Source organism: Noviherbaspirillum pedocola, from assembly GCF_016632335.1.
In the GTDB taxonomy this organism is placed as follows: Bacteria; Pseudomonadota; Gammaproteobacteria; order Burkholderiales; family Burkholderiaceae_D; genus Noviherbaspirillum_A; species Noviherbaspirillum_A pedocola.
Genome location: NZ_JAEPBG010000004.1, coordinates 297,619 through 324,613, shown reverse-complemented (window position 1 = coordinate 324,613; position 26,995 = coordinate 297,619). Strand labels below are relative to the sequence as shown.

Here is a 26,995-nt window from a genome sequence, read left to right as displayed (position 1 = left end):
ATGTCCGCACGCTTACCATCCGATCTTCTTACCCAGCTCGCCGAGGCTGTCAGCGACGGGCTCGTTCCTTCTCAGCAAACGCTCTCGGGCATCCTGCAGTCGATACGCCACTACCTCGCCATGGACGTGGCTTTCCTATCCGAGTTTTCGGGGGGAAGACGCGTGTTCCGAATGGTGGATGCCAGCGACGTGTCTTCTCCTGTTGAAGTCGGTGGCGGCGATCCGCTCGAGGACACGTATTGCCAGCGCCTGGTGGATGGCCGCATGCCGCAGGTGCTGCCGGACACCTCCGCCAATCCGGAGGCGTCACGGCTTCCGATCACTCGCACGCTGGGCATAGGCTCCTATATCGGTGTGCCGGTCACCCTGTCCGACGGCAGCCTGTACGGCACGCTGTGCTGCTTTGGTGGCGACGCGGATGCGACGCTCAATGAACGCGATCTCGGCCTGTTGCGCGTATGCGCGGACCTGGCCGCCACGCATATCGAGCATGAGGCGATCGCCATCCGCAAGCACAGGCAGATCAGCAATCGCATTCAGGAAGTGCTTGGCAGCGGCCTGCTGTCGGTCGTTTATCAGCCGATACGCGATGTGGCAGGCAAGCGTATCGCCGGCGTGGAAGCCTTGTCCCGCTTTGCCACGGAACCGCTGCGCGCCCCGGACTTGTGGTTCCATGAAGCCGCCGAGATCGGCATGTCGCAGACGCTGGAAATTGCCGCGATCCGCCTGGCGCTGCAGGCGCTGCCACGTTTGCCGGAGGAGGTGTATGTATCGATCAATGCTTCGCCGGACCTGGTGCTGAGCGGTGCGCTGGCCGCGGAATTGCTGGGCATGCCCTGTGAGCGGATCGTGCTTGAGATTACCGAGCATGCGCTGGTGCTGCGCTATGAAGACCTGTTGGCAACGCTCGCGCCGCTGCGTACCGCGGGCGTGCGCATCGCCGTCGATGACGCCGGCGCCGGGCATTCGTCGCTGCGCCATATCCTGCAGTTGGCGCCGGACATCATCAAGCTCGATGTCAGCCTGGTGCGGCATATCGATACCGATAGCGCCCGCCGCGCGCTGACGGCTGCACTGGCTGAGTTCGCCCGGGAAACCGGCGCAAAGATCGTTGCCGAAGGCATCGAGACGCTCGGGGAACTCAGCACGCTGATACGCATCGGCATACCGCTGGCGCAAGGCTTTCTGCTCGGCGCGCCAATGAGGATCGAAGATGTGGTGGCCAGATGCGGCAGGATGGACGCTTGAGCTGCGATCGTCCTTCAATGCCCGCAGAGAGTTGAAAGCTCGCTGACCGATATCACCGACGGGTCGGCCCAAGGCGAGCCGCAGCCGTTTTCCGCTGCGCCTTCAGCGCGCGCCGATTTGCTAGAATCCCCGCCTCCAGAAGAGACCGAGAGGGAGGCGGAACCCATGGCGAACGCGAGTCGGCAGCCCACGGCATCAGCCGTTGCCCGGCGGGGAAAGATAGGACGGCCGGAAGGCGCAGGCAGCAATGTGCGCGAAACCATACTCGATGCCGCCGAAGTGACCTTCGCCGACCTCGGCTATGCCGGCACCACACTGCGCGAGGTGTCGCAGAAGGCGCAGGTCACCCAGGCGCTGATCAGTTACTACTTCGGCTCGAAATACGGTCTGTTCGAACAGGTGTTCCTGCGCCGCGGCCGCAAGATATCGGACGACCGTCTGGAAAACCTGGCGACACTGCGCCGCGATGGCAACAAGCCTTCGGTGCGCGACATCGTTCTCGCGTTCCTGACACCGACGCTGGCGCTGCGCGCCACGCCCGAAGGTCGGGCCTTCATCCGGCTGCAGGCCCGGCTGCATACCGAGCCGCCGGAAATTTCCTACCGCCTGCGCAACGAAGCCTACGATGCCTCTACCCGCGCCTATGTCGAAGCGTTCTGCGAAGCCCTGCCGCATCTGCCGGCCAAGGATGTGTACTGGCGGGTGACGCTGATGGTCGGCGCCTACATGTATGCGTTCTCGGATACGCACCGGCTCGAGGAACTCGCACGCGGCATCTGCCATCCCGAAGATCCGGACGAGGTGCTGGCGCAGATCACATCCTTCCTGAGCGGCGGCATTGCCGCGGCTGCCACCGAGGCCGACACGTAATGAATCCGGTGCTCGCTGCCGATTCTTTGCGCCGTGCCGCAGTGCCTCAGGTTCCGCAAAGCCCCAATACCTTTTGCTGCTGCGTGCATGCGCCGGAAGACGCCGGGTTGAGCATCGGGCGCGTGTCATTCTGTCCGCGGTTGGCAAGGCAGCTGCGCAACGCGCGTTCCATCGGCGGGTAATAGGACCAGCCCTTGCCGAGTGTTGGAAGATCGAGCTTCACTTCCTTCCATTTCGCATGGCCCTTTTCCTGCAGGGTGTCGAAGTTGGAGCACAGCGACTTGGCAAAGGCGGCGAGATTGTCGGCGGTGCCATGCGCGGCGCCGTAGTCGTAGGTCACCAGGAAAGCCTTGACCGCGAGCGTAGGCACCGGTTCGTCGACCCAGTTCGGATAGCTGCTCTTCTCGATCTGCGCCGGATAGTAGGTCTGCAGCGCGCGCTCGGTTTCCGGCGCGGCATTGTCCAGGCGCAGCAGCTTGATGTAACGGCGCGCCTCCGGCTTCATGTCCACGAACAGCTTGGCCGGCTGACCGGCGACGATGACGGCGACATCGATGGATTTGTCGGTCGTCAGCCGGATCAGCGCCTCTTCATTACTGATATAGGTGGCATTGGCTTCCGGCAGCGGTTTGCCAAACATCAGGCGGTACAGCGTGGTCGCCGACAATGCGGTGCCACTGCCGACCGGGCCGATGGCCAGCTTACGGTCCCTGATTTCATGGATGTACTGCAAGGGTGAGTCGGCGCGGACGACGAAGTAGATTTCCTCGTTGTACAAGGGCATGACCGCGCGCAAGGGCTTGATCATGCGGCCGGCCTGCGCATTTCCCGCGGCTGCCTGGTCGAGAAAGGCCTGGTACACATCCGACTGCACCAGCGCCAGCTTCACTCCCGGCTCGTAGCGCAGGCGCTGCACATTCTCGCTGGACCCCTTCGATGGCAAGACTTCCAGCCCGATATTGGCGGCGGGCGCCACGTATTTCGCCAGGTCACGCCCGATCTGGATATAGGTGCCGCGCTCGGATGCGGTGACGATCTTGTAGTCGATGGCGGCCGCATGCAGCGGCGACAGCAGCAACATGGCCAGCGCAAGCAGCAGGGAAAGTAGCTTCATGTTCACAGAGCCGGATCCGGCGCATGAATGCCGAGGCACTCGCTGCCGGGATGCAAGCAATAAGGGGATCGAAGCCCTGTTCTATCACCTGAAGTCGGATTGCCATTGACGTCTCTCAAGTTCGGGATGGCTCTACCGAAACCGGTAACACCGTTATCGCGGGTATGCCGCGCTGGCGGACGTTCCAAATTCATGATCCGCGCAGTGCCATCCGGAGCCATGCATTTTGCATTGCGAAAAATGATTTCGTGTTGTGACGCGGTGGAAACCGATTGTTTGCAATCAACGGCGGGCTGATGCCGCTTCGCTAGAATAAAAAAACAAAACAAGATTCTGCATAGCGGAACTGTCGTACTTCCAAGTCGGCTAATCGGATGCATGTGCGCCGCGCGGCCTCATGGAAAACCGCGAATGCTCAATCAGCATCACGACGTCCGACGTCCATCTGAAAGGAGATTTCGATGAAAACCCCCGTCTGGAAACTTGCCGGTATCGCCGGATTGTCCGCGGCACTCGCCGCATGCGGCAGCGGTGACAGCACAAGCTCCGCGACACCGCGGGTCAACGCATTGAGCACCACGGTGCTGTCGACGGATCCTGTGCTCGCCACGGTGGATGCAAGCACGCTGGCGCCATTGAATGACCTCGCGCCGGCGCAGACCGCCACGCGTTATGACGCCTCGGCGGTGTCCGCCGATGGCACTGTCATCACCTTCACCGTCTATGCGCCCAATATCCCGGTCGGCAACTCGGCGCCGCTGCTGATCGAAGGCCACGGCTGGGGAGGCAAGCGCACCAAGAATCTCGACACGACAGCCTACAGTGACGCCGCCAATACACCGCTGCAGACGGCGAAGCTGGCGCTCGACAGCGGCAGGCAGGGCGGCAAGCAGCCGGGGCAGGGCTGGTATGTGATCAGCTTCGACCAGCGCGGCTTTGGTGACTCCGGCGGGTTCGCGAATGTGATGGATCCCGAGATCGAAGGCCGGGATGTGAAGGCCATCATCGACTGGGCGCAAGCCAATCTGCCGCGTCTGGCTCATAGGAAAAATGCCAGCGGCGTGCCGGACCCGGTGATCGGCGCCGTTGGCCTTTCCTACGGCGGCGGCTACCAGACCATAGGCGCCGGCGTGGACAAGCGCATCGATGCGCTCGTGCCCACCACCACCTGGTATGACCTGCGCTACAGCATCTACAACCAACCCAAGAGCGAATACCTGTCGCTGCTGGTCGGCGTCGGCGCCGCCGGGCTCGGGCGCGCCGAGCCATTCACCTACCAGGCCTTCGTTGATGCCAGCACCTTTAACCAGGTCAGCGCCGACTTCAGTCGCAAGATGTACTTGCACAGCGCCGTGTCGTATTGCGAAGGCGCGAGCCCCGACATGCAGCAGCCGGGCATTCCCGCCTTCTTCATCCAGGGATCGAACGATGTGCTGTTCAATCTGAACGAAGGCTTCCAGAACTTCGAGTGCTATCGCAAAACCAACAGCGCCTCGAAATTCATGGCGGTACGCTTTGGCCATCCCGATGTGCTGGTCTCCAGCACCAGCGGATCAAAGTTCACCGAAGAGAATGTGTCCTGCGGCGGCCAATCCTTGCCGGTCGCGCGTCTGGCGTTCTCCTTCCTGTCGCAGAACCTGATCGATTCCCGCCTCGACGCTTCCTATTCCGCGGATTACCTGACGGTGCCGGATGTGCGCGCCGTGCTGGAAGACGGCAATCCGAACAGCGGGCCAAAAGGAGAGACTGCGGAAGGCAAGTGTTATGAAGTCGCGAAGCTGGGGCCGAATCCGTCCGGCGCGCCGATCATTCAACGCGGCGGCACGAATGTCACTGCCAGTCCGGCGGCACTGCAGAACCTGATGACCGGCTTGCCGCCGGCGCTGGCCGGCGTGGTGGTTCCGAATGATCCGGCGACCTTGTCCTCGCCCGCACTGGCCGCCTATACCGGCCCGGACGCGGCAAGCGTGGTGACACTCGCAGGCGCTTCGGGTGCGGACCGCACGCTGATGGGCATCGCCAGCGTGCATCTGAACATTGCGCCGACCGATCCGCTTGCCACCGCTACCGACAATCCGCCGATCGTATTCCTGGGCCTGGTGCGCATGCTGCCGGACGGCAGCCAGCAACTGGTGCATGACCAGGTATGGCCCGTTGCCGGCTTTGGCGAGCAGACGGTGCAGCTGCCCGGCATCAGCATGGTGTTGCACGGAAATGAAAAACTCGGCCTGGCGGTGTATGGCTACCATCCGCAGTATTTCAACTACCACACCCGCTTGCCGCTGAGCGTGAACGTCACCGGGCTCAGCGCTGCGCTGCCGATCGTAAATTGAGCGCGAACTGAGCGCGAACTGAGCAGTTCGAAACGCCAGCCGCGGTGTCCCGCGCGCGAGTCGCGGGGCATCATGGCGGCACGATTGCTACATTCGGGACGGCCGCATGGCCGTGAAGCGTGCGCCGCTCGCGGCATGCATGCAGACAGGCGCAAACATTCAGCAACTTGCGCCAACGCTTGCGCACTATTCCTGTCTCATCGTCTTTGGCAACTGTGAGGTGGCGATGAGATTCGGCATTCCGCCGGCTGGCGGCATGGCATTGCAGGCATGGACCCAGGCGCTGCCTTACCTTCCGCCTTTGCCCAGCCGCATGGAAAGCCGACTCGGCAAGCACAACTGCGCGACCCATCAGATCGCCCCATGGTAAAAGCGCCGATACCCGAAAACGAGGCGGAACGCCTGGAAAACCTGGAAAGCTATCGATTGCTCGATACGCCTTTCGAAGCCGTATTCGATGAGGTCGCATCGCTTGCCGGCAAGATCTGCGGCGTGCCTTATGCGCTGATATCGCTGGTGGACCGCAAGCGCCAGTGGTTCAAGGCCACCTATGGCTGGAAGGGACCGCGCGAATCCGAGCGCGACATCAGCTTCTGCGGCCATGCCATCGTCCAGGAAGACATCCTGCATGTGCCCGACGCCACGCTCGATGAACGCTTCCATGACAATCCCTTCGTCACCGGCGAACTCGGCATACGGGTCTATGCGGGCGTTCCCCTGGTCAGCGAGGAAGGGCACAAGCTTGGCACGCTGTGCGTGCTGTCCGACAAGCCGACCAGGCTGGATACCTGGCAGGTCGAGTCGCTCAAGCAGCTATCCCGTGTGATCGGCGTGCTGTTCAAGGCGCGGCGCGAGGAACGGCATCTGCAGATGATGAGCCGGGTGCTCGATGAGCTGCCGGACGAGATTCTGCTGGCGGACACGAAATCCCTGCGCGGCATCTATGCCAACGCCGCGGCGCTTCGTTCCGCCGGCCTGGCATCCGGCAGGGTAGGGCGGCTCAGGCTCGATCGCATGCTGGGCAAGGCCGCTGCATCCAGGCACGAAGCGGCGCTGCTGTCCCTGCGCGAGGGCGCGGCGCCGCGAGTCATCGTTGAGGTGGAGCGGGCGTCGGCTGGCGAAAGCGGGCAGCCCGGAACGCTGGAAGTGCGCATGCAGCGGCTGCGCGCGGCTGAAACCGATACCATCGTCGCGGTTGGCCATGACATCAGCGAGCGCAAGGAAGCCGAGCGCGCGCGCGCCATGCTCCAGGAAGAGCTGAGCAGCCGCAACCGCGAACTGTCGCAAGCCTATGGACAACTGCACGCCGAGATGGCCGTGGCGCAGGAGACGCAGAAGCAGTTTCTGCCCTTGCCGCAATGCATAGGCAAGGCATGCTTCGACTGGCTTTTCCTGGCATCGAGTTATCTGAGCGGCGACATCTTCGATTATTTTTCGCTGGACGACAGGTATGTCTGCTTCCATGTCACCGATGTGTCGGGCCATGGCGTTTCAGCGGCGCTGCTGGGCTTCACGGTCCAGCGCCTGATTTACGCGGCAAAGAGCGACATGCTGTTCCTGTTGCACAGCTGTGAAGAAGATTTGCGAACGACCGCTGCTGCGGTGGCAAGCGAGGTAAACCGCAAATTCTTCGCCACCAACCGTACGGGGATGTACCTGACCATGGTGTATGGCTTGCTGGATACCGAGACCGGCCGCGCTGCTCTGGTGCAGGCAGGCCATCCCTATCCGCTGTTGACCCATGCGCACGAGCAGGGTGTGCAAGTACTGGGGCGCGGCGGCTTGCCGATCGGCATACTCGAGAACGCCGAATATGAAGCGGTATCGGTAGAGCTTCGGCCCGCCTCGCGGCTTTATCTCTACTCGGATGGCATCTCCGAAGCAGTCAATGCCGAAGGGCGCGAGTTCGGGCACGATGGGCTGGCAAGCGTGGTCGAGCGCATGGGACAGGCCTCGCTCCCGGAGATCAAGTCCGCCGTTGAAGCAGCCATCCTGAACTGGCAGGACGGGACCGGAGAAATAAAGGACGATATGACCTTTGTCGTGCTCGAATTCGATAACAGACTTTGAATGCTTTGGCGCATGCTTGCTGCCGGCGCCGAACCGCCACCGTGTGAAGTCGTCATCGTACGCACGCTTGCTACCCCGTGCCATGCAAGACGGCATGCCGGGTCGCATATGGAAGAGGGAATGCCATGACCGAAGATGTTCCGCCTTTGCCCGCAGCGCCGCGCCAGGCCGCCGAGCGCCGTGCCAGCTTCATGTTCGAAGCCACGCTGGATGATGTAGCGCGGGTGGCCCAGGCGCTGCGCGTGTTTCTGCCCGCCGAGGTGGGTGAGGAAGCGAAAAACGAAATCGAGATCGGTGTCGTCGAGGCGATGACCAATATCGTCAGGCACAGCTACGGCGAAGGCCATCCCGGCTTCATCGAAATCAGCTACAACTTCTCGAATGGCCTGATCGTGATCGAGCTGACGGATCACGGCAAGCCGATGGCGGAGGACTTGCAGCTCCATGCCGATACGGAGGCATTCGACTTCGACCCTGCTGACATTGCGCACCTGCCCGAAAGCGGCATGGGCCTGGCGCTGATGCGAGCGACCTTCGATCGCATTGCCTATCGGCGCGGCGAGAACGTGAACACGCTGAGAATGGAGAAGGCGGTGATTTCCGGGTAGCGGTACAGATTTGATCAATAGTGCTGCACTTCCAGTAATCGCCGTCGAACTTTCGCTGACACATTTCTTCAAAAGGAAACAAGAAAACAATGCCCTGAAGGTGACGCATGCATGTTCCTTTGCATGCGCCGCAGTGGATGACTGTGTTCTGGCGCAGTCATTGCCAGACGCATGACCTTCCGGGCCAGAGCGAGAGGGGAAACGGCATTGCGCTTCTACTTCCAACAATTCGAAAACCGAAGGCCGCCGCCGCCCCTGCCGCATTCCCCCGTCATCGAGCTCATCTGGCAATTCCTTGTCGTGGTGGCGCTTGTCCTCGGCGCGAATTACCTGCGCTGGCGCTGGACATCATCGCTGAACATGGATGCGCTGTGGTTCGCCGTGCCATTGGTTATGGCCGAGACGCTGTCCTATGTTGGCCTCGTGCTGTTCACCTTCAACCTGTGGAAGCTGCGTGATACACCGCGCCAGGCGCCACCGGCCAGTGCGCGCGACTGCGTGCACGACACGCCGGACTTCGAGCGGCCGGTGGCGCTGGATGTGTTCATCACCACCTATAGCGAGGAAGAGGAATTGGTCCGGCTGTCGATACGCGACGCCAAGGCGATGCGCTATCCGCATGCGCTGGATCTGCGCGTGCATGTGCTGGACGATGGCAAGCGAGCCGCCATGCGCGCTGTGGCCGAAGAGGAAGGCGTCAATTACATCACCCGGTCCAGCAACATCGGCTTCAAGGCGGGCAACCTGCGCAATGCGCTCGAGAACACCAGCGGCGACTTCATCATCATCTGCGACGCCGATACCCGCCTGTTCCCAACTTTTGCCGAGCATACCCTGGGCTATTTCCGCGATCCCGATGTGGCCTGGGTGCAGACGCCGCAATGGTTCTACGACATCCCCGAGGGCATACCGCTGCCGGTCTACCTGCGCGGCAAGATCGGCCGTCCCGGGGAATGGCTGGGACGCGCGGTGGAGAAGCTCATCGGCGAATACCCGGTGGGACGCGACCCGTTCATCAACGATCCGAAGATGTTCTACGACATCATCCTGCGCCGGCGCAACTGGGCCAATGCCGCCTTCTGCTGCGGCGCCGGATCGATCCATCGGCGCGAAGCGGTGATGCAGGCGGCGCTGCGCGCCTTTGCGCTATCGGTGGACAAGGAAGTCAGCCGCTATGCGAAGGACATCGGCGACGCCGAGATCCGCGCCGATTTCAGCGACGCCATGCGCACGCAGGTGATCCTGGAGACCGAGTTCACGCCGTACAAATTCCACGTCTCCGAAGACATTTACACCTCGATCGTGCTGCACAACGATGTGGACCGGCGCTGGAAGTCGGTAATGCATCCCGAGGTCGAGTCGAAGATGCTGTCGCCGCAGGATCTGCTGTCATGGATGATCCAGCGCTTCAAGTACGCCGGCGGCACGCTGGACATCTGCTTTCGCGATAACCCACTGTTCCGGGGACGCATGACCCCGGCGCAGCGCCTGATGTACCTGTCCACCTTCTGGTCCTATTTCGGCGCCATCTGGAATCTGATGTTCCTGGCCGCGCCCATCATCTATTTCTTCACCGGCATCCCGCCGCTGTCCTCGTATTCCGAATCCTTTTACTGGCATGCGGTGCCTTTCATCGTGGTCAACGAGATTGCGTTCATGTTCGGCATGTGGGGCGTCTGGCAATGGGAAGGCAAGGCTTCGTACTTATCCTTCTTCTCGGTCAACCTGCGCGCGCTGTGGACCGTGCTCAAGGGCGAAAAGATCAAATTCCCGGTGACGCCCAAGGAGCGCCAGGAAGGCAATTTCCTGCGCCTGGTGATTCCGCAGATCGTTGTATCGGCATTGACCGTGGCCGGCTTCGTGTTCGCCTGCTTCCGGGTGTTCGGCCTCGGGGTGAGCGAGGAGTTACCGAGCCTGATGGTGAACGCGGTATGGGCCGCCAACAATGTGCTCGTGATGTTGCCGATCATACGCGCGGCGACCTGGAGCCCGCCCGAGGAAGACGCCGCCGGCATGGAAGCCGCTGCGGCGGGCGCAAAACAGGGGGCGCTATGACTTCGCCCATCGTCAAGGCGCGCAGCACCATCGCCTTCGTCGCCGCGCTGCTGGTGGCGACCCTGCTTGCGGTCTGGATCGAACGGCAGAGCGCCGTCGGCGAAAGGGAAGCGGCGAAGCACAGGCCGGGCCGCGTTGCTGTGGTTCAGTCCAGCCCGGATCTGCCGTCATTGCCGGCACCGCGCGCATTGACCGACAGGGAGCGGGAATGGGCCGTCATCGCATGGCGCTATTTCGAGCGCAACACCGACGCGCAGACCGGCCTCGTGAACTCGGTGCAAGACTATCCCGCGGCCACGATGTGGGACACGGCGTCCTACCTGCTGGCGCTGATCGCGGCGCAGAAGATCGATGTGATCGACACGGCGCAGTTCAATGCCCGCATGGACCAGGCGCTGCGCTCGCTGGCGCGCATGCCCCTGTATCGGGATGTGCTGCCGAACAAGTCATATGACACGTCGTCGCTGGCGATGGCGGATTACAGCGGCAAGCCGGCGCCGAATGGTATCGGCTGGTCCGCCCTCGATATCGGGCGCCTGCTGGTGGCGCTGGACATCGTGGCGCTGCAATACCCTGAGCATGCCGAAGCGGTGACACGGGTGGTCAGCCGCTACGATCTGCCACGGGTGCGCAGCCACGGCAGCCTTGTCGGCACGAGCCTTGCGGCGGATGGCTCGGCCCGCGAGCTGCAGGAAGGCAGGCTCGGCTATGAGCAGTACGCCGCGGCGGGCTATGCGCTGTACGGCATCGATATGCGCGATGCGCTGGACTACCGGCCGCATCTTTCCTGGGTCGATGTGTATGGCATCCATGTTCCGGTCGACGACCGGGATCCGAAGGAATTCGGCGCGCGCAACTTCGTCGTCAGCGAGCCGTATGTGCTCGACGGCCTCGAATTCGGCTGGGATAGCGTGACGCAGGAACTGGCGTGGCGGGTGTACCGCGCGCAACAGGAACGTTTCCGCAAGACCGGCGTGCCGACCGCCGTCACCGAAGACCACCTCGACCGTGCGCCCTACTTCGCCTACAACGCGGTGTACAGCGACGGCCGCGCCTGGAACACCATTACCGAGAATGGCGAATCGCTGCCGGAGCTGCGCACGCTGAGCGTCAAGGCAGCGTTCGGCTGGCATGCGCTGTACCAGTCGGAATACAGCACCCGGCTGATCGACGCGGTGGCTGGCCTCAACGATCCCGAGCGTGGCTGGTATGCCGGCAAATACGAAGCCGGCGGCGCGCCGAACCGCTCGCTGAATGCGAATACCAACGCGGTGGTTCTCGAAAGCCTTGCCTATATGGCGCAGGGCCGTCTGCTGGGCTTGCGCAAGGGAGGCGGGAATTGAAGACACGCGTGTGCGCGATCGTTTTGATAACGGCCTGCTGCATGGTATCGACACGGGCGACACATGCGGCGCAGTGCGGCCCCGGCGCGCTTGCCGCATCCGGCTATGCGCACCGCTCGGGTCCGCTCACGGAGCAGGAGATGCAGATGGCGCGCATCGCCTGGAAGTACTTCGAGAACAACACTCAGCCGGAGAATGGCCTGGTCAACGCGGTCGACGGCTATCCGTCCACGACGATGTGGGACACCGCTTCCTACCTCGGCGCGCTGGTGGCTGCCGAGCAGTTGCATATCATCGACCGCGCGACGCTGGACAAGCGGCTTGCCGCGATCATTCAGACCTTCAACCGCCTCGACTTCTTCCGCGGCGAGCTGCCGAACAAGGTCTACAACGCCAAAACCACCGAGAAGGCGGACTATGCGAACAAGCCTGGCGAGATCGGTTATTCCGCGATCGATCTCGGGCGCCTGCTGATCTGGCTGAAGATCATCAAGGAGCGCTATCCCGAGCATGCGGACGGCATCGATCGCTTCGTGCTGCGCTGGAAGTTCGACCATGTGCTGGACCGCGACGGCGTGATGTACGGCGCCAGCCTGTCGCCCGAGAAGAAGGTGCAGTACGTGCAGGAAGGTCGCCTGGGCTACGAGGAATATTCGGCGATGGGCTTCCGGTTCTGGGGCTTTTCCACCCGGCGCGCGTCCGAGCCGGAGCCCTTCGAGACGGTGCCGGTGTATTGCGTGCAGGTGCCCTATGACACCCGCGATCCGCGCAAGTACTACCAGCACAATTACGTGGTCTCGGAGAGTTATGTGCTCGACGGTTTGGAGTTCGGCTGGGAAGCCGGTTCCCGGGCGGGCGACGCTGGCACGAAGGCGGGACGCGACTGGATGCGCGACTTCGCCAACCGGGTTTATCAGGCGCAGGAGAACCGCTACAAGGCCAGCGGCATCCTGACCGCGCGCTCCGAGCATCAGCTCGACCAGGAACCCTATTTCGTCTATGACACCGTGTATTCGGATGGCTTTCCGTGGAACACGATCACCGATACCGGCAAGTACGTGCCGCAGTTCGCGGCGGTGTCGCTGAAGGCCGCGCTCGGCATGTGGGTATTGTGGAAGTCCGATTACACCGATCGGCTGTTTGCGGCCATCGCCAAACAGCATGATCCGGGCAAGGGCTTTTATGAAGCGCTGCTGGAGAACGGCAAGGGGCCGATCAAGGCATTCACGGCCAATAACAACGGCATCATGCTCGAAGCGCTGCTGTTCAAGACACAGGGCACGCTGTTGAAGGAAGGCGCGCAGCGCAAGGGATTGTGGGAAAGGGCGGCGGCGAATCCTTACGGCGCCGAGCTGCGGACAAACTTCAACGTGGCGCGCGAGCCGGACACGAATGCGGCATGCCGCGGCGACGGCGGTCCCGCATGCTGATGCTGCGCCCGATGAGGATCGCAATAGGCAAGCGGCTGCGCTGCTGCGCCGTGCTGATGCTGCTCGCAAGCCTGGCCGGATGCGGCCTGCTGTCCGGCGGCGTTGAGCGCGCCAAGGCGTATGCCGAGCATGTCGGCGGCATCGGGCGCTACGGCAAGCTCACGGAGAAGGAAACCCAATGGGCCAAGATTGCCTGGCGCTACTTTGAGAACAACACCAACCCGGAGAACGGGCTGGTGAATGGAAGCGACCGCACGCCGACGTTTTCGATGTGGCATCTCGGCGATTACCTTGCCGCACTGGTCGCAGCGCGCGAGATCGAGCTGATCGACGCCCATGAGTTCGACGCCCGGCTTTCCCGGGTGCTCGCATTCCTGCAGCAGATGGACCTGTCCGAAGCCAGCGTGCCGGGCAAGGTCTACAACGCGCTGACCGGGAAGATGGTCAGCTACGACAACAAGCCGGCCGACATCGGCTGGTCCGCGGTGGAGACAGGCAGGCTGCTGGCCTGGATGCGGATCGTTGGCGAGCGCTATCCGCAATACCGCGAATATGTCGACAAGGTCGTGTTCCGGATGAACTTCTGCCAGGTCATCGACGACTGCGGCGCCATGTACGGCGTCTCGATCGAGAACGGCAAGCGCAATCGCTACCAGGAAGGCAGGCTCGGTTACGAGCAGGTCGGAGCCGCCGGATTCGCGGCATGGGGCTTCGATGCACGCCGGCTGTGGCGCGAGCCCGAGACGGAGACGGTCAACATCTATGGCATTCCGGTGCAGTACGACGCGCGCGAATCGCGCTTGTCCGGCGTGCAGACGCCGGTGCTGACCATGCCGTATGTGCTGCTCGGCATGGAGTACGGCTTCAGGTATCCCGGTGAAGACACCGCAGGCGCGACCGATTGGCGCGGCATGGCGGACGCGGTCTACAAGGTGCAGGCCTTGCGGCATGAAAGGGAAGGCGTGCTGACCGCGCGCACCGACTACGCGCTGCGCGAGCCGCCTTACCTGGTCTACGACGCGGTGTTCGCCGCCGGCTATGCCTTCAATACCGTGGGACCGGACGGCAAGGAATATCCGAAGCTGGCCATGGTGTCGACCCGCGCCGCCTTCGGCATGTGGGTGCTTTGGCCCGGCGAGTACACGGATCTGCTGATGCGCTCGGTGCAGACGCTGTACAGCGCCGAGCGCGGCTGGTTCGACGGACGCATGGAGAACAGCGGCGCCGCGCGCGACAGCATCGGCCTCACCACCAACGCCGAGATCCTCGAAGTGCTGCTCTTCAAGCTGAAGGGAACGCTGCTGCCCGAGCCGGGGCCGGCGCGCTATCTCGCGCGCCAGACCGCCGACCCGTATGACCGTCCGAACCGCTGTTTCCCAGCCGAGCGGCCGGCCTGCGTGCCCAAGCCGCAGGCCCGGGCGCTGGTCCCGTAGGGCGTCATGCGGATCACCGGGATCGCAGGCTGCGCGCGCCGCTGGCCGGGCATGGCGGCAATCGTCGGTGGCCTTGCCCTGGCTGCGGGCAGTTGCGGCGCGGCAGAAGGCTTGAACGGTATGTCGGATGCGGCGGCCGCGGCGCAGATCAATCGCGCCGGCAGCTTTCCGGAACAGGTGCCGTCGTGGGAAGGTCGGGCACTACCCGCCGATGTGGCACCGAGCGCATCGGCAGGCGACAGCGCGGCGCCTGAAGACACCCATTGGCGCCTTCGCCTCGGCCTCGACATGCCATTGCGCACCGAGGAGGGCGGAGCCAAGGGCGCCGGTTTTCAGGGCTCGCCCGCGGTCTCGCCAACGCTGCAGGCCGACATTCGCTACAACCCGTACAGCGCATGGTTCATCGGCGTGACCTTCTACCGCTATCTGATGGGCGACAGGCAAAGGCCATGGAATCCCGACTTTACCTATGTATTCGGCTACGACGACTGGCATCCCGGGACATTCAGCCTGGTGTATGGCAATTACACCGGCAACCGTCTGAATCCGGATCGCAGCCACCTGATCGAAGGGCAGCGCGAAGAATTCACGCATTTCAGGCAGGGGCAACTGTCGCTCGGCTACAAACTGGTCATTCCGCAAACGGTGAAGTCATGGCTGGTGCTCAGGGAGCGCGACGATGTCGGCTGCTCGACCAACTTCAACTACACGCCGCGTTATACCGACCTGAAGACATCGAAGCTGCGCTCGGGCAAGCGCTCGGTGTCGCTGTCGTGCCGCTACACGACGCCGGAGAACTGGTATGTCAACGGCACCTTCCTGTACTACCCGGACCGCTCGCAGCAGCAGCCCTGGGATCCGGACTTCACCTACGGCTTCGGCTATTTCGACTGGCATCCGGGCACCGTCACGGTCCAGTACAACAACTACTCGGGCAATCGCTATCCATGGCACGCAGGTTCGCCAGGGCAGGGCAATTTCCGGTACGGCAGCATCTCGATTTCATGGAGCATGGCCTGGTGAGGTTGTGCATCAGGCAAACACAGCAAAGGAGAATGGCATGGAACTGATCAGTGTGAGCAAGGAGCAGGACGTGGCTGTGGTCAGGCCGACGATGAAGCGCCTGGACGGTTCGGTTGCTCCCGCGTTCAAGGGCGCAATGCAGGAGCTCATCGGACGCGGCGAGAAACGGCTGGTGCTGGATCTCGAAGGCGTGGACTTCATGGATTCCAGCGGCCTGGGCGCCATGGTCTCGGTGCTGAAAGCGCTGGGCGGCACAGGCGCGCTGGCCGTGTGCAATGTGCGCGGCGGCGTGCTGAGCCTGTTCAAGCTGACCCGCATGGACAAGGTATTTGCCATTGCCGACACCCGCGAGGACGCGCTCAGGCGCGCCGCTGCATAGCCTGAAGAGGATCCGACCATGAAAGCCATGATTCTGGCCGCCGGCAAGGGTACCCGGGTACGGCCGCTGACTTCGGTGATGCCCAAGCCGATGATTCCCCTGGTCCGCAAGCCCGTGATGGAATCCATCATCGAGCATCTTGCGCGGCATGGATTCGATGAGATCTACATCAACACCAGCTACCTGTCCGGCCACATCGAGAACTATTTCCGCGACGGCGACCGCTTCGGCGTAGAGATCGCCTATTCCTATGAAGGCGAGCTCGAGAATGGCGAATTCATCGACAAGCCCATCGGTTCGGCCGGCGGCATGCGCCGCATCCAGGACTTCTGCCGCTTCTTCGATCAAAGCTTCGTCGTGCTTTGCGGCGATGCGCTGATCGATGTCGACCTGAAGGCCGTGATCGACAGCCATCGGCGCAGCGGCGCGATAGCGAGCATCGTCACACGCTCGGTGCCGCGCGAGGAAGTGTCGAAGTATGGCGTGGTGGTCACCGACGACACGGGCAGGGTATTGCGTTTCCAGGAGAAGCCGAGCATCGCGGAAGCGGCGTCCACCGAGATCAATACCGGCATCTATGTCTTCGAGCCGGCCATCTTCGATCACATTCCCGCGGGCCAGGAATACGACATCGGCGGCCAGCTGTTCCCGGACCTGATCCGCAAGGGCCTGCCGGTGCACGCGGTGTCGCTGCCATTCCAATGGGTGGACATCGGCTCCGTAGTGGACTTCTGGAATGCGACGCGACTGGCGCTGACCGGGCAGGTCCAGGGCTTTCGCCTGCCGGGCAGGGAGATCCGGCCGGGCATACGCGCGGGCCTGGGCGTGCGCGCCAACTGGGACCGCATCCATGTCAGCGGGCCGGTGTATATCGGCAGCGGCGCGTCCATCGGCGATGGCGCGCAGATCACCGGTCCCACGCTGATCGGCTCGAACTGCGTGATTGAAGCAGGCGCAGTGGTGCGCGAAAGCATCCTGGACGATTACACCCGTGTCAGCTCCGCCGCCAATGTCTCGGACAGCATCGTCTTCGCCGGCAAGCTCATCGATCCTTACGGCGCTTCGGTGGACATCAACGATGCCGATATCGGCTGGCTGCTGGACGACGCGCGCAGGCAGGTCATGCATGACCCGGTGTATGAAGCCTTGCGCGAGGCGGCAAGCCCTTAGCGCCTAGCCCGGGAGCGTTTTTTCAGGCGCCGTTGAAGACTACTGGCTGATCGACACCGAATCGTACTGGGCCGAACCGGCCTGGCCCGCGTAATACCCGGGAAACTGCAGCGCGGTATCCAGGTTGTCGCCGTACCAGGCATTCATCATCAGTTGCATCGCCGGCATGGCCGGGACCGCGACCTGGCGCAGCTGCAGCCACTGGCCGGCATCGGTCATCACGTACCAGGCGATGCCGGTCGATGTCCAGGAGTAGCCATATTTGCGCAGCGACTTGTACGGATTGATGCCCAGGGTCGACAAGTCGATATCGAGCGGATACTGCTGGCCCGCCAGCCAGTAATTGGTATGAAGGATGTTCGAGCCGCCGAGGAATTCGATGTCGATCTCGTAATGGGTGCTCGTTCCGGCGACGCCGGTATAAAGGAAAAACGAGCTGACCGTGCCAGCGACATTGGCCGGCTTCATGCTGACCGAGAAGCTGCCGTACTGCCATGACTTGACGGTGCGGACCTCCGCGCATTTGCCGGAATTGCCGCTGAAGCTGAGCGTCAGCAGGCTCTTGTTGACAGACACATCCTGCGTCGAGAAGGTGCAGCCAAACGGATGGCCATTCACCCAGGAAGAAACCTGCCAGGCGCTGCCGAGACTGCCCTTGGCAGTGAAGTCGTCAAAGAAAACTTGCGTGCTTTGCGCGGAGGCTGACATCGGAAGAACAGTGCTGCCGATCAGCAGCAAAGGCGTAATGAGTTTGGCCAGATGGCGCTGGAGCGGCTTGAATCGCATGATGACATCCACGTGCTGTTTATAATATTTCCCTGCAGAAATATTATAGTGGTGTCAGTTTCTGTGCGGCAATAGTTTTTGGCAGCTTGTTGCTTGGGCAGTACAGCATATTGCGTTGGCACACGCGGAAGCAGGGATAAGCGCACGCAGCGGGTTTTCAAAGCCTGGCACGCCTGTGTGGTTCAGTGCGGCACCCACCGGAACAGGAAGCGTGTTTTCACCATGATCCAGCAGGTAAGGATGGCCGCCGCATGCAGGGCGGTGTTGAGCCATACATTGTCCAGATCGGGCAAGGGCGTATTGAACACCAGGAGGATCAGGAAAAGGTGCATGAAGAACACGTACATCGATTCCTGCCCCAGCGGTATGAACAGCCAGCCGAGCCACTTGTGGATCGGTTTCCATGCCACGGTCAATAGCGCCATGCCGGAGACGAGCAGCGCCGTGATGTTGACGATCCGGCCGAAGCCGAGCTTGTACTTGAGGAAGTAGGCGTGGTACAGCGCGTCGAAACTCGCGCTCGGGACGATGCTGAGCTTCGACCAGGAAGGCATCTGTTCCAGCGGATGGTTCAGTGAGAACGCCATCAGCGCGAGCGAAAGCAGGATGCACAGCGCAATCAGCGCGCGGCCTGGCACTGTCGCGAAGAAATCCATGATCTGCCGGCGGAAATAGCCGACGACGACGCCATGCACGAACAGCACCTGCCAGGCGATCAGGGGAAATGCATATTCAAACTGGCCGACGGTGATCGTAATTTCCGCGGTCCCGGGTTGCGTCTCGGGCGTGAAGACATTGATGAAGTAACAGACCCAGCTGAGGATCAGCAGCGGGACAGTCCAGGCGCGATCGATGGCCCAGAACAGGAACGGCGTCAGGATGAACAACACCACATACAGGCCGACGATCTGGAACTGATGCGGGCTGGCGGCAAGCACCAGCACATGAAACAGGTTCGACAGGAAGCCGGCATCCAGAGGCGGATACAGCGGGTAGACCTTGCCGGTGACCGGGTCCGTGAACGTGGTCAGCGCGGTCATGTCCAGCCAGGGCAGCAGGCGCAGCAAGGCCACGATGCCGGCCGCGATTACGGCGGTCTTGTACAGCGTCCAGGAGCGCTTGAGCAGCTTGACCGTGCATTCATCCAGACCATCGGTCTTCAAGCGCTTGCCGTAGACGGCGCCGGTGACGATGCCGGACAGCAGAATGAACATCTCCGCGGAGGAGATGACGCCAAGCCGCTCCCAGCCGATCAGCGAGAACCAGGAAAAGAACGGGAAGTGGCTGGTGAACAGCAGAACAAAGACGAAACCGCGCAGGAAATCGATGCGCAGATCGCGGGTCCAGCCGCGGTCGTCATAGCGCCAGCTGGCGTGAAGCGCATGCGTAGCCGGTTGTTGCGCGGGAAACGGTCCGTGAGTGGGTGCGCCGATTTCGTTGGAAGCCATATCTCGAAAAGGGTGAGGACGCTGCTGTTGCTTGCTCGGGTGCCGCGTGATAGCTGATAGATGCTTTCATCACGAGGTCGTTCCACGCAGGCATTGCGCGGTTCGTGAGCGAAGCATGGTTTTTGTGCGCTCGCTGCGGCAGCCGACCGCAAGAGAAACGGAGGCGCGCTCGGCGAAGTTTTCCTTGCCTGCGGCCGGGGAAGAAAAGAAGGGGGGCAAGCTGCGAGCTGCCCCCTCGTTCAGCGTTCCTTCTCAGGGACGCTTGATGCTGATCGTGAAACCGCTGAAGTAAGCCGCGAGCTGCTGGATGTCCTCATCCGACAAGGGCTTGGCCATCAGCGACATCATCTCGTTTTCGCGATGGCCCGACTTGAAATCGTGCAGCGCCTTGATCAGATAGCTTTCGTTCTGGCCTGCCAGATTCGGCGCGTCGGGCATCTTGGCGATGCCGTCGGCACCATGGCAGGCGAAGCACTGCGCCGCCTTCGCGGGCGCGGCTCCCTGCGCGTAGGCAAGGGAGGCCGCGCCCGTCAGCAGGGCCAGAACGAGCGCTCTGAACTTACTTGCCGGCATACGAGATGCGGTAGATGGCGCCGGCGTAATCGTCCGACACCAGCAGCGAGCCATCCGGCAGCTGCGCCACGTCGACCGGGCGGCCCATGTACTCGTTCGACTTCGTCAGCCAGCCGTCGGCAAAGACTTCAGCCTTGCCGGCATGACCATCGGAGCCCACCGGCACGAACATCACGCGCGCGCCGATCGGGGTGGTGCGGTTCCAGGAGCCATGTTCGGCCACGAATACGCCGCCCTGGTACTTGGCCGGGAACATGTTGCCGCGATAGAAGTTCATGCCAAGGTCAGCCGCATGCGCAGCGAACTCGACTTCCGGGAACACGGCGTTGGCCGGCGGGGTATCGCTCTTGTATTCGACGGTACGCACATGGCCGCCACCGTAATACGGGAAGCCGAAGTTCTCGCCAGCCTTGGCCGCGCGGTTCAGCTCACCCGGCGGGGTGTCGTCGCCCATGCCATCGACCTGGTTATCGGTGAACCACAGGGTCTTGTCCTTCGGATTGAAGTCCATGCCCACCGAGTTGCGCACCCCCTGGGCGAACACCTCGCGGTTCTTGCCATCCTGGTCCATGCGGATGATGCCCATCATGCCGGTCTTGCCGTATAGCGCGAGCTTTTCCTTGGCCGGCACATTGAACGGGTTGCCCAGCGTGATGTAGAGCTTGTTGTCCGGACCGATGCGGCAGGTGCGCGCGCCGTGGTTGAAGCTTTCCTCGGTGGTCGGGATCAGCTGGCCCTGCGGCACGACCTGCGCTGCTGCCACGTCCGGGCCTTCATAGAAGAACTCGGCGGCCGGGAAGGCGAGCACGCGGTTGTGCTCGACCACGTACAGCACGCCATCCGGCGAGAAGCACACGCCATTGGGCACGCGCATCGGAATCGAGGGCGAGAACACTTTCACTTCATCGGCCACGCGGGTCTTGGTGCGGTCGGTGACGGCCCAGACGCGGGTCTTGCGGGTGCCGACGTAGACGATGCCGGTGGACGGGCCCACGGCCATGTGGCGCGCGTCAGGCACTACCGCATACAGATCGATCTTGAAACCGGGCGGCAGCTTGATGTTCTTCAGGTTCGAGCGCAGCGCGTCGGCGCGCGCGCCGGTTTGCGGCACGGTTTCGATGTCCAGGGATGCCCCGGTGCTCTTGAAGCCCTCAAGTTTCTGCAGGTTGTCGTCCGCATGGACCAGCGCCGATGCCGATGCAATCAGGACGGCCGCAGCCATGGCGATGCTGTGCTTCGCTCTCATGTTGTCTCCTAGGGGTGTGAAAATTGTTCTAATTTCTGGAGGGTATGCTAAGCGACAACTTTTAGAAAGCACAATGAACAAAAGGCATGCCGCGATGCAAATATTTTCATTTGACTTTTTCGTGCGGAAAATTTCGGTGTTGCGCACAAAGAGGATCGGTGTGCAAAGGTACGCGTCGTCTCGTTGCACAGCGCATCCTGATATAGCTAGTTTTACATAATCTACATTACGCCCCAGTAAGCCTGTTCAAACCATTTTCAAATGCCCCGATGCGGGCCGGATTCAAATGCTGGCCTGACCCCGCAGATATGCTGATCGCGAGGCAATCGGAGCGGACATTGAACGATATGGCAGCGGTGACGACGGGCCCTTGGGGAGCTGCATCGGTTGAAGTCTATCCAGGCATGGATGGCAGCGACCGCAATCGCGCCGGTCTTCAGCGCGCACCGCTGACGTCGTCCTGAAAGTCGGGATGCTGATGGAACACCTCGCTGATCCACGCGATGAAGGCGCGCACCCTGGGCGCCGACGACCGGCCCTGCGGATAAATCAGCGATACCGGCATTGCCGCCGGGCGCCACTGCGGCAGCACTTCCGCCAGCGCGCCCGACGCCAGGTGCGCGGCGACCTGGTAGCGCGCCGCCTGGATCAGCCCCAGGCCTTGCAGGCCGCAGGAGACATAGGCATCGGCATCGTCGACCGCGATCCGGCCATTCATTTTTACCGGTACGACCTTGCCATCGACCACGAAGTCCATGTCCAGCCCGCGCCCGGTGCGGCCCGACAGATGCACCACGGCGACATGCCGCTCCAGATCGTCGAGGCCAACCGGCGTGCCATGGCGCTGCAGGTAGGACGGCGCCGCGCAAGTGGCGAATTGCATCGAGCCGATCTGGCGACCGACCAGCGACGAGTCCTGCAGGCTCCCGACCCGCACTGCGCAATCCACGCCCTGGCGGGTCAGGTCGACCAGCCGGTCGCCCAGACTCAGAACCAGTTCGATCCGCGGATACAGCGCCATGAAGCGGCCCAGTTGCGGCAGCACCAGGTTTCTTCCCAGCGCACCCGGCAGATCCAGCCGCAACTTTCCGCTCGGGTCATGCGCAGCCTGGGCGCGAAATGCATTTTCCGCTTCATCGATTTCGCCGAGGATGCGCAGGCAGGTCTCGTAGTATCCGGCGCCGTCGGGCGTCAGCGAGATGCGCCGCGTCGTGCGGTGCAGGAGCCGCGTGCCCAGGTAAGCCTCCAGGTTCTGCATGGTTGCGGTCAGCGACGCGCGGGGCAGGTTCATGGTCTCTGCCGCCTTCGAGAAGCTGTTCGCTTCGACAATACGTACAAAAGTTTGCATCGCCTTGAGCCGGTCCACGATGTTCACCTACCTATTGTTCATATAAAACGAATTGTAAAGGCGCATTATGCGGTAATTATCTTCATCGCCGACCCGCCTAGACTGGGGACCGTCAAGTACACCAACACTCCCCTGAAAGGTCTGCCCATGTCACCCCTCTCCACCGCTGCCGACGCCGGCAAGCTGCTCTCACCCATCCGGCTGTTCCTGTTCGCCCTGGCGGCCGGCGTCCTGGTCGCCAACCTGTATTACGTACAGCCGTTGACGGCCCTGCTGGCGGCGTCGTTTCATATCCGGCTCAGCTGGGCCGGCTACCTGGTCACCACGACCCAGATCGGCTATGTGCTGGGCGTGTTCCTGCTGGTGCCCCTGAGCGACGTACTCGACCGTCGCTCCCTGCTGTCGCTGATGCTTGGCGCGAACATCGCCTCGCTGATGCTTGCGGCGCTCAGCCCGAACTTCGTGGTCTTTGCGTTTTCCGGACTGCTGATCGGCATGTCGTCGAGCGCGGTGATGGTGATTACCTCGATGGTCGCCTCCCATGCGCCGGACCAGAGCCGCGGCCGCATGGTCGGCACCGTCATGACTGGCCTTCTGCTCGGCATCCTGTTGGCGCGTACCGTCGCTGGTGCCGTTGCCGGACTGAGCGGCGGTTGGCGGCCGATGTATGTGATCGCTGCGCTGGCGGTGTCGATACTGCTGGTTGCGCTGCGGCAGATCCTGCCTGCGGAAGCGCCGCGCGGCACACTGCAATACGGCAAGCTGCTGCATTCGCTGGCCGATATCGTCCGCGCCGAACCGCTGCTGCGCCAGCGCGCGCTCTTTTCGGCGCTTGGCCTGGGCACCTTCAGCGTTTTCTGGACCGGGCTGACCTTTCTGCTCTCCGGGGCGCCCTACCATTACGGCGAAGCACAGATCGGCTTGTTTGGACTGGTCGGCGCCGCCGGCGCGCTTGCCGCGAATACCGTCGGCCGGCTGACCGACCGGGGCCATGGCAATGCCGCAACCTGGGGCCTCGCGCTGCTCACGCTGGCGTCCTGGGTATTCATCGGCTTCGGCGCCCATACGCTGGTCGCCCTGCTGGCTGGCGTGCTGTTGCTGGACATCGGCGTGATGGGACTGCAGGTGGCACACCAGTCGGTCATCTATCAACTCGCGCCCCAGGCGCGGGCGCGCATCACCACCGTCTTCATCGGTTCCGGCTTCGTCGGTGCGGCTGCCGGATCGGGCATCGCCAGCGCCAGCTTTGCGGCCGGCGGCTGGTTCGGCCTGACCATTGCCGGCGCGACGATGCCGCTGGCGATATTGCTGCTCTGGGCCGGCTACCGCTTGCGCAAAGTCGGCAGGCCCAAGCACCTTGAGCAAGCCTGTCATCTGCGTTAACCGATACGTGCCGCGTAGTCTCGCAAGGCTGGTGTAGCCAATAGAAACGGTGCCCGCAGCGCGGCCGGATTTCCTGTTCCTCGGCGTGGTGGTGCATCGGCACCAGTAAGCCTGAACACAAGTGAGCGCGATGAAGATCAGCTCGTCATCAGGCTGACATGCGCAGCGACGACCTTCCAGCCATCCTCGAAACGCACCCAGGTCTGGGATTGGCGCCCGGTGCGCTCGCTGCCGGCGCGCTTGAACTCGATGTTGGTCACGCCGTAGTCCTTGCCAAAGCTGGTCAGCGCAGTGCGGATGACGGTGCGATTGAGATTGTGCGCCGGCCTGGCATTGCGAAACGCCTGTATCTCGTCGAACCCGTACAGGTTTTCACCGGCGCCGTAGCGCAGCGTGTGCGGCGAATTCCAGAACAGGCGGTCCAGCGTGGCGATGTCGTTCCCGACCAGCGCCTGCTCATACTCGGCGAAGACCTTCTCCAGTTCGGCCAGCACCTGCGGTTCATTGATCACCATTAGCGAAAACTCCTCATTTGTTATTTGCCACCCCAGTGCACGAAGCGCCGCTCGACCACGATGAACAGCAGATTGAGGACATAGCCGAGTGCGCCGGCGGCGAAGATGGATGAATACATGTCCGGCATGTCGAACACCATTTGCGACTTCAGGATGCGCTGTCCCAGCCCGTCGGTGGAACCGATGAACATCTCGGCCACGATGACGATGACCAGCGCCAGGGAAACGCCGGAGCGCATGCCCACGAAAGTCTGCGGCAGGCATTCCCACAGGGTCACGTCGGTCAGCACCTTCAGGCGCGAGGCGCCCATGACGCGCGCCGCGAGCTGGCGCTGCTTGCGGGCATGCATCACGCCATAGGCCACATTGAACAGAATCGCCAGCGCCGCGCCGAAGGCGGCAACCGCGATCTTCGTGCCTTCGCCGCTGCCGAACAGGATCAGGAACAGCGGGAACATTGCCGATGCCGGCGTGGACCGGAAAAAATCAATCGGGAATTCCAGCGCCTGGTAGACCTTGTCGGACGAGCCCAGCAGGATACCCAGCGGCACGGCCAGCACCAGCGCGATGCCGAAGGAGCTGGCGGTGCGCACGATGGTGCGCTCGAAGTCGACCCACAGCGTGCCTTCGCGCAGCCCGTGCCAGAAGGCAGAAAGCGCCTGCACCGGCGAAGGCAGCAGCACCGGGTCGATCAGGCGCATCCGGAAAGCGAATTCCCACAAGGCCACCATCAGGCACAGGCCGAGCAAGGGCTTGAAGCGCGCGGCGAGCGCGCGGCCGCCGGTCATTTCCGCACCTCGCGCTGGAATATCTCGAGGCTGTGACCCTTGACGCGGATGAAGTCCGTCGTCAGCGTCGTTTCCGCATTGCGCGGCCGCGGCGCGTCGAAGGGAACGAAGTCGGCAATCCGGGTCGGATTGCGCGACAGCAGCAGCACATAGTCGGCCAGGTACACCGCTTCATCCAGGTCATGCGACACCAGGAGCGTCGTCACCGGCCGCTCGATGAAGACCTTCTGCAGCTTCTCGCGCAGGAATTGCGTCATCTCGTAGTCCAGTGCGGAAAACGGCTCGTCCAGGAACAGCACTTCCGGCTCGATCACCAGCGAGCGCATGATGGACACCATCTGCTGCTGCCCGCCCGACATCTGGTACGGATACTTGTTCAGGTCGATCTTCACATCGAAGCTCTGCACCAGCTGATCGATGCGATTCTCCTTCTCCGCCTTCGACAGCTTCAGGTATTTGAGCGGATAGCGGATGTTGTCGATGGCGCGCATCCAGGGAAAGACAGCTTCGCGGTAATTCTGGAAGACATAGCCGATGCGGGTTTCATGCACGTCCTTGCCATCGAACAGGATCTGCCCGCGGTCATGCGGAAGTATGCCGGCGATCATGTTGATCAGCGTGCTCTTGCCGCAACCGTTGGGACCGAAGATCGAGATCAGTTTGCCCTTCGGGATATCGAGGTCGAAGTCCTCGTACAGCGTGTGTGCGCCGAAGCGCTTGCACAGTCCGCGGATCGTGATGTGCGTGCCCGGCGCATACCAGCGGTGTCCGAGGTCCCTGCCCTCCTGCTGGCCGCGCCAGGCGCCGTTCTGTTCACGCGGATCCGGCTGTGGCTGCGGCATCGATTTCAGCAATCGCATCACATCCCCTTGATGATGGTAGCGGTGTCGATGGCGCCCTTGACCACGCCCAGGCCAACGCCGATATCGACGAATTTCTGGAAGTCGGCCTTCTGCGATGCGGACATGTCCCTGACCATGACGAAATTGGCCAGCGGCACGGTCGAGGCAAGCTGCGCCGGCACGTTCATGTCCTTGGCCAGCAGTTCGCGCGCGCTCGGGTCGGTATTGGCCGCGGCCACCGATTTGGCCCAGGCCTTCGCGAATCGGGCCGCTACGTCGGGCCGCTCGGCCAGGAGCTTGTTGGACAGCGCGCCGCCGGCGGCATAGGCCTGCGCCGAGGCGTTGCCGAGCAGGTAAGTGGAAATCAACCCAGCCTCGAGCCTGCGCGCCACGCCCTGCTTGATCATGGTGCTTGCCACCGGTTCGAGGGTATAGCCGCCATCGAAGGTGCCGGCCTGCAGCGCGCCCAGGTGCACCGACAATTGCTGCTCCTGGATCGTGTAATCCCGGTTCTCTTCCAGTCCCGCCGCCTTGAGCACCGCCTTCGCGGTGCCGATATTGGCCGGTCCTGGCGCCGAGAACAGTTTTGCGCCTTTCAGGTCCTTCAGGCTCTTGGCGGCAGAGCCGGCCTTGACCACGAATTGTTCCGTGATGTACTGCGCATTCTGGCCGTTGAGCGAGATGTAGGTCAGCGTGTTGGGGCGGCGCTGGCTGATGTTCGCGCCTTCCAGCGTCACCAGGTTGGAAGCGGCATCGATGTCCCCGGTAACCAGCGATTGCACGATCAGCGGCGCCGATGCCAGCGTCACCGTTTCGACAGCGATGCCGGCTTCCTTGAAGTAGCCACGCTCCAGGCCGACGAAATAGGGAAGCGCCGAACTGGACGCGAATACGCCGACGCGCACCTTGTCGTCCGCATGCGCGATCGAGATCGCGGCAAGGCCGGCGGCGAGGCTGAAGGCGTAGCGGAACAGAGTGGAGATTTTCATG

Annotated in this window: 24 protein-coding genes; 14 read left to right on the top strand and 10 right to left on the bottom strand. The window is 62.5% G+C overall.

Annotated elements, in window-relative coordinates:
• Together JJB74_RS12380 and JJB74_RS12375 are read left to right on the top strand one after the other, a co-directional pair.
• Positions 1 to 1,248, top strand: a complete 1,248-nt coding sequence (locus JJB74_RS12380; RefSeq protein WP_200592173.1) for a sensor domain-containing phosphodiesterase — start codon at positions 1 to 3, stop codon at positions 1,246 to 1,248.
• A 165-nt stretch (positions 1,249 to 1,413) separates the two neighbouring features.
• Entirely contained in the window at positions 1,414 to 2,118 is a 705-nt protein-coding gene (locus JJB74_RS12375; protein ID WP_200592172.1) for a TetR/AcrR family transcriptional regulator, read from the top strand.
• Between the two features lie 46 nt (positions 2,119 to 2,164).
• Here the strand turns inward: JJB74_RS12375 and JJB74_RS12370 are convergent, their stop codons facing one another.
• Positions 2,165 to 3,232, bottom strand: a complete 1,068-nt coding sequence (locus JJB74_RS12370) for a TAXI family TRAP transporter solute-binding subunit (protein WP_200592171.1) — start codon at positions 3,230 to 3,232, stop codon at positions 2,165 to 2,167.
• Positions 3,233 to 3,693: 461 nt separating this feature from the next.
• Between JJB74_RS12370 and JJB74_RS12365 the strand changes: the two genes are divergently transcribed.
• The 11 genes from JJB74_RS12365 to JJB74_RS12315 all read left to right on the top strand — a co-directional run bounded on the left by JJB74_RS12365 (position 3,694) and on the right by JJB74_RS12315 (position 17,076).
• Positions 3,694 to 5,565 carry a CocE/NonD family hydrolase gene (locus JJB74_RS12365; protein ID WP_200592170.1) on the top strand — a complete coding sequence of 624 codons (1,872 nt, stop codon included), beginning with the start codon at positions 3,694 to 3,696 and terminating at the stop codon, positions 5,563 to 5,565.
• A gap of 226 nt (positions 5,566 to 5,791) precedes the next feature.
• Complete coding sequence (locus JJB74_RS12360) at positions 5,792 to 5,935, top strand: hypothetical protein (RefSeq protein ID WP_200592169.1); 144 nt, start codon at positions 5,792 to 5,794, stop codon at positions 5,933 to 5,935.
• On the top strand, positions 5,929 to 7,635 hold the full coding sequence (locus JJB74_RS12355) for a SpoIIE family protein phosphatase (protein ID WP_200592168.1): 1,707 nt from the start codon (positions 5,929 to 5,931) through the stop codon (positions 7,633 to 7,635). Before JJB74_RS12360 ends, JJB74_RS12355 begins: the two co-directional genes overlap by 7 nt.
• A 125-nt stretch (positions 7,636 to 7,760) precedes the next feature.
• Positions 7,761 to 8,243 carry an ATP-binding protein gene (locus tag JJB74_RS12350; protein WP_200592167.1) on the top strand — a complete coding sequence of 161 codons (483 nt, stop codon included), beginning with the start codon at positions 7,761 to 7,763 and terminating at the stop codon, positions 8,241 to 8,243.
• A gap of 207 nt (positions 8,244 to 8,450) precedes the next feature.
• Positions 8,451 to 10,298, top strand: a complete 1,848-nt coding sequence (locus JJB74_RS12345) for a glycosyltransferase (protein WP_200592166.1) — start codon at positions 8,451 to 8,453, stop codon at positions 10,296 to 10,298.
• Positions 10,295 to 11,641, top strand: a complete 1,347-nt coding sequence (locus tag JJB74_RS12340; RefSeq protein ID WP_200592165.1) for a DUF3131 domain-containing protein — start codon at positions 10,295 to 10,297, stop codon at positions 11,639 to 11,641. The genes JJB74_RS12345 and JJB74_RS12340 overlap by 4 nt, the downstream gene beginning before the upstream one ends.
• A 41-nt stretch (positions 11,642 to 11,682) precedes the next feature.
• Positions 11,683 to 13,071 (top strand): DUF3131 domain-containing protein, encoded by a 1,389-nt coding sequence (locus JJB74_RS12335; protein ID WP_200592164.1) that lies wholly within the window; start codon positions 11,683 to 11,685, stop codon positions 13,069 to 13,071.
• Positions 13,065 to 14,504: a DUF3131 domain-containing protein gene (locus JJB74_RS12330; RefSeq protein ID WP_200592163.1), complete on the top strand. Its 1,440-nt coding sequence runs from the start codon at positions 13,065 to 13,067 to the stop codon at positions 14,502 to 14,504. The genes JJB74_RS12335 and JJB74_RS12330 overlap by 7 nt, the downstream gene beginning before the upstream one ends.
• Positions 14,505 to 14,510: 6 nt before the next feature.
• Positions 14,511 to 15,527 carry a hypothetical protein gene (locus JJB74_RS12325; protein ID WP_200592162.1) on the top strand — a complete coding sequence of 339 codons (1,017 nt, stop codon included), beginning with the start codon at positions 14,511 to 14,513 and terminating at the stop codon, positions 15,525 to 15,527.
• Positions 15,528 to 15,564: 37 nt separating this feature from the next.
• Positions 15,565 to 15,906 (top strand): STAS domain-containing protein, encoded by a 342-nt coding sequence (locus JJB74_RS12320; RefSeq protein ID WP_200592161.1) that lies wholly within the window; start codon positions 15,565 to 15,567, stop codon positions 15,904 to 15,906.
• Between the two features lie 18 nt (positions 15,907 to 15,924).
• Entirely contained in the window at positions 15,925 to 17,076 is a 1,152-nt protein-coding gene (locus JJB74_RS12315; protein ID WP_200592160.1) for a sugar phosphate nucleotidyltransferase, read from the top strand.
• Positions 17,077 to 17,115: 39 nt separating this feature from the next.
• Here the strand turns inward: JJB74_RS12315 and JJB74_RS12310 are convergent, their stop codons facing one another.
• The 5 genes from JJB74_RS12310 to JJB74_RS12290 form a co-directional block, all read right to left on the bottom strand.
• Positions 17,116 to 17,862 (bottom strand): family 16 glycosylhydrolase, encoded by a 747-nt coding sequence (locus JJB74_RS12310; RefSeq protein WP_200592159.1) that lies wholly within the window; start codon positions 17,860 to 17,862, stop codon positions 17,116 to 17,118.
• A 182-nt stretch (positions 17,863 to 18,044) separates the two neighbouring features.
• Positions 18,045 to 19,310 carry an OpgC domain-containing protein gene (gene opgC / locus JJB74_RS12305; RefSeq protein WP_200592158.1) on the bottom strand — a complete coding sequence of 422 codons (1,266 nt, stop codon included), beginning with the start codon at positions 19,308 to 19,310 and terminating at the stop codon, positions 18,045 to 18,047.
• A gap of 252 nt (positions 19,311 to 19,562) precedes the next feature.
• The gene (locus tag JJB74_RS12300) at positions 19,563 to 19,883 is read right to left on the bottom strand and encodes a c-type cytochrome (RefSeq protein WP_200592157.1); all 321 of its coding nucleotides are present in this window, start codon (positions 19,881 to 19,883) and stop codon (positions 19,563 to 19,565) included.
• Positions 19,870 to 21,105 (bottom strand): PQQ-dependent sugar dehydrogenase, encoded by a 1,236-nt coding sequence (locus tag JJB74_RS12295; protein WP_234484154.1) that lies wholly within the window; start codon positions 21,103 to 21,105, stop codon positions 19,870 to 19,872. The genes JJB74_RS12300 and JJB74_RS12295 overlap by 14 nt, the downstream gene beginning before the upstream one ends.
• Before the next feature lie 460 nt (positions 21,106 to 21,565).
• Positions 21,566 to 22,477 (bottom strand): LysR family transcriptional regulator, encoded by a 912-nt coding sequence (locus tag JJB74_RS12290; protein WP_234484153.1) that lies wholly within the window; start codon positions 22,475 to 22,477, stop codon positions 21,566 to 21,568.
• Between the two features lie 147 nt (positions 22,478 to 22,624).
• On the opposite strand from JJB74_RS12290, the gene JJB74_RS12285 reads away from it, so the two are divergent.
• Complete coding sequence (locus JJB74_RS12285) at positions 22,625 to 23,860, top strand: MFS transporter (RefSeq protein WP_200592154.1); 1,236 nt, start codon at positions 22,625 to 22,627, stop codon at positions 23,858 to 23,860.
• A 137-nt stretch (positions 23,861 to 23,997) separates the two neighbouring features.
• Here JJB74_RS12285 and hpxZ read toward each other — a convergent pair whose 3' ends face one another.
• From hpxZ to JJB74_RS12265, 4 genes are read right to left on the bottom strand one after another with little or no spacing between them, the layout of a single operon-like run.
• A complete protein-coding gene (gene hpxZ / locus JJB74_RS12280; protein ID WP_200592153.1) occupies positions 23,998 to 24,375 on the bottom strand; it encodes an oxalurate catabolism protein HpxZ in 378 nt (125 codons plus the stop codon).
• Between the two features lie 20 nt (positions 24,376 to 24,395).
• On the bottom strand, positions 24,396 to 25,163 hold the full coding sequence (locus JJB74_RS12275; protein ID WP_200592152.1) for an ABC transporter permease: 768 nt from the start codon (positions 25,161 to 25,163) through the stop codon (positions 24,396 to 24,398).
• Positions 25,160 to 26,023 carry an ABC transporter ATP-binding protein gene (locus JJB74_RS12270; protein WP_234484133.1) on the bottom strand — a complete coding sequence of 288 codons (864 nt, stop codon included), beginning with the start codon at positions 26,021 to 26,023 and terminating at the stop codon, positions 25,160 to 25,162. The genes JJB74_RS12275 and JJB74_RS12270 overlap by 4 nt, the downstream gene beginning before the upstream one ends.
• A complete protein-coding gene (locus JJB74_RS12265; protein WP_200592151.1) occupies positions 26,023 to 26,994 on the bottom strand; it encodes an ABC transporter substrate-binding protein in 972 nt (323 codons plus the stop codon). Before JJB74_RS12265 ends, JJB74_RS12270 begins: the two co-directional genes overlap by 1 nt.
• Position 26,995 lies beyond the last annotated feature (1 nt).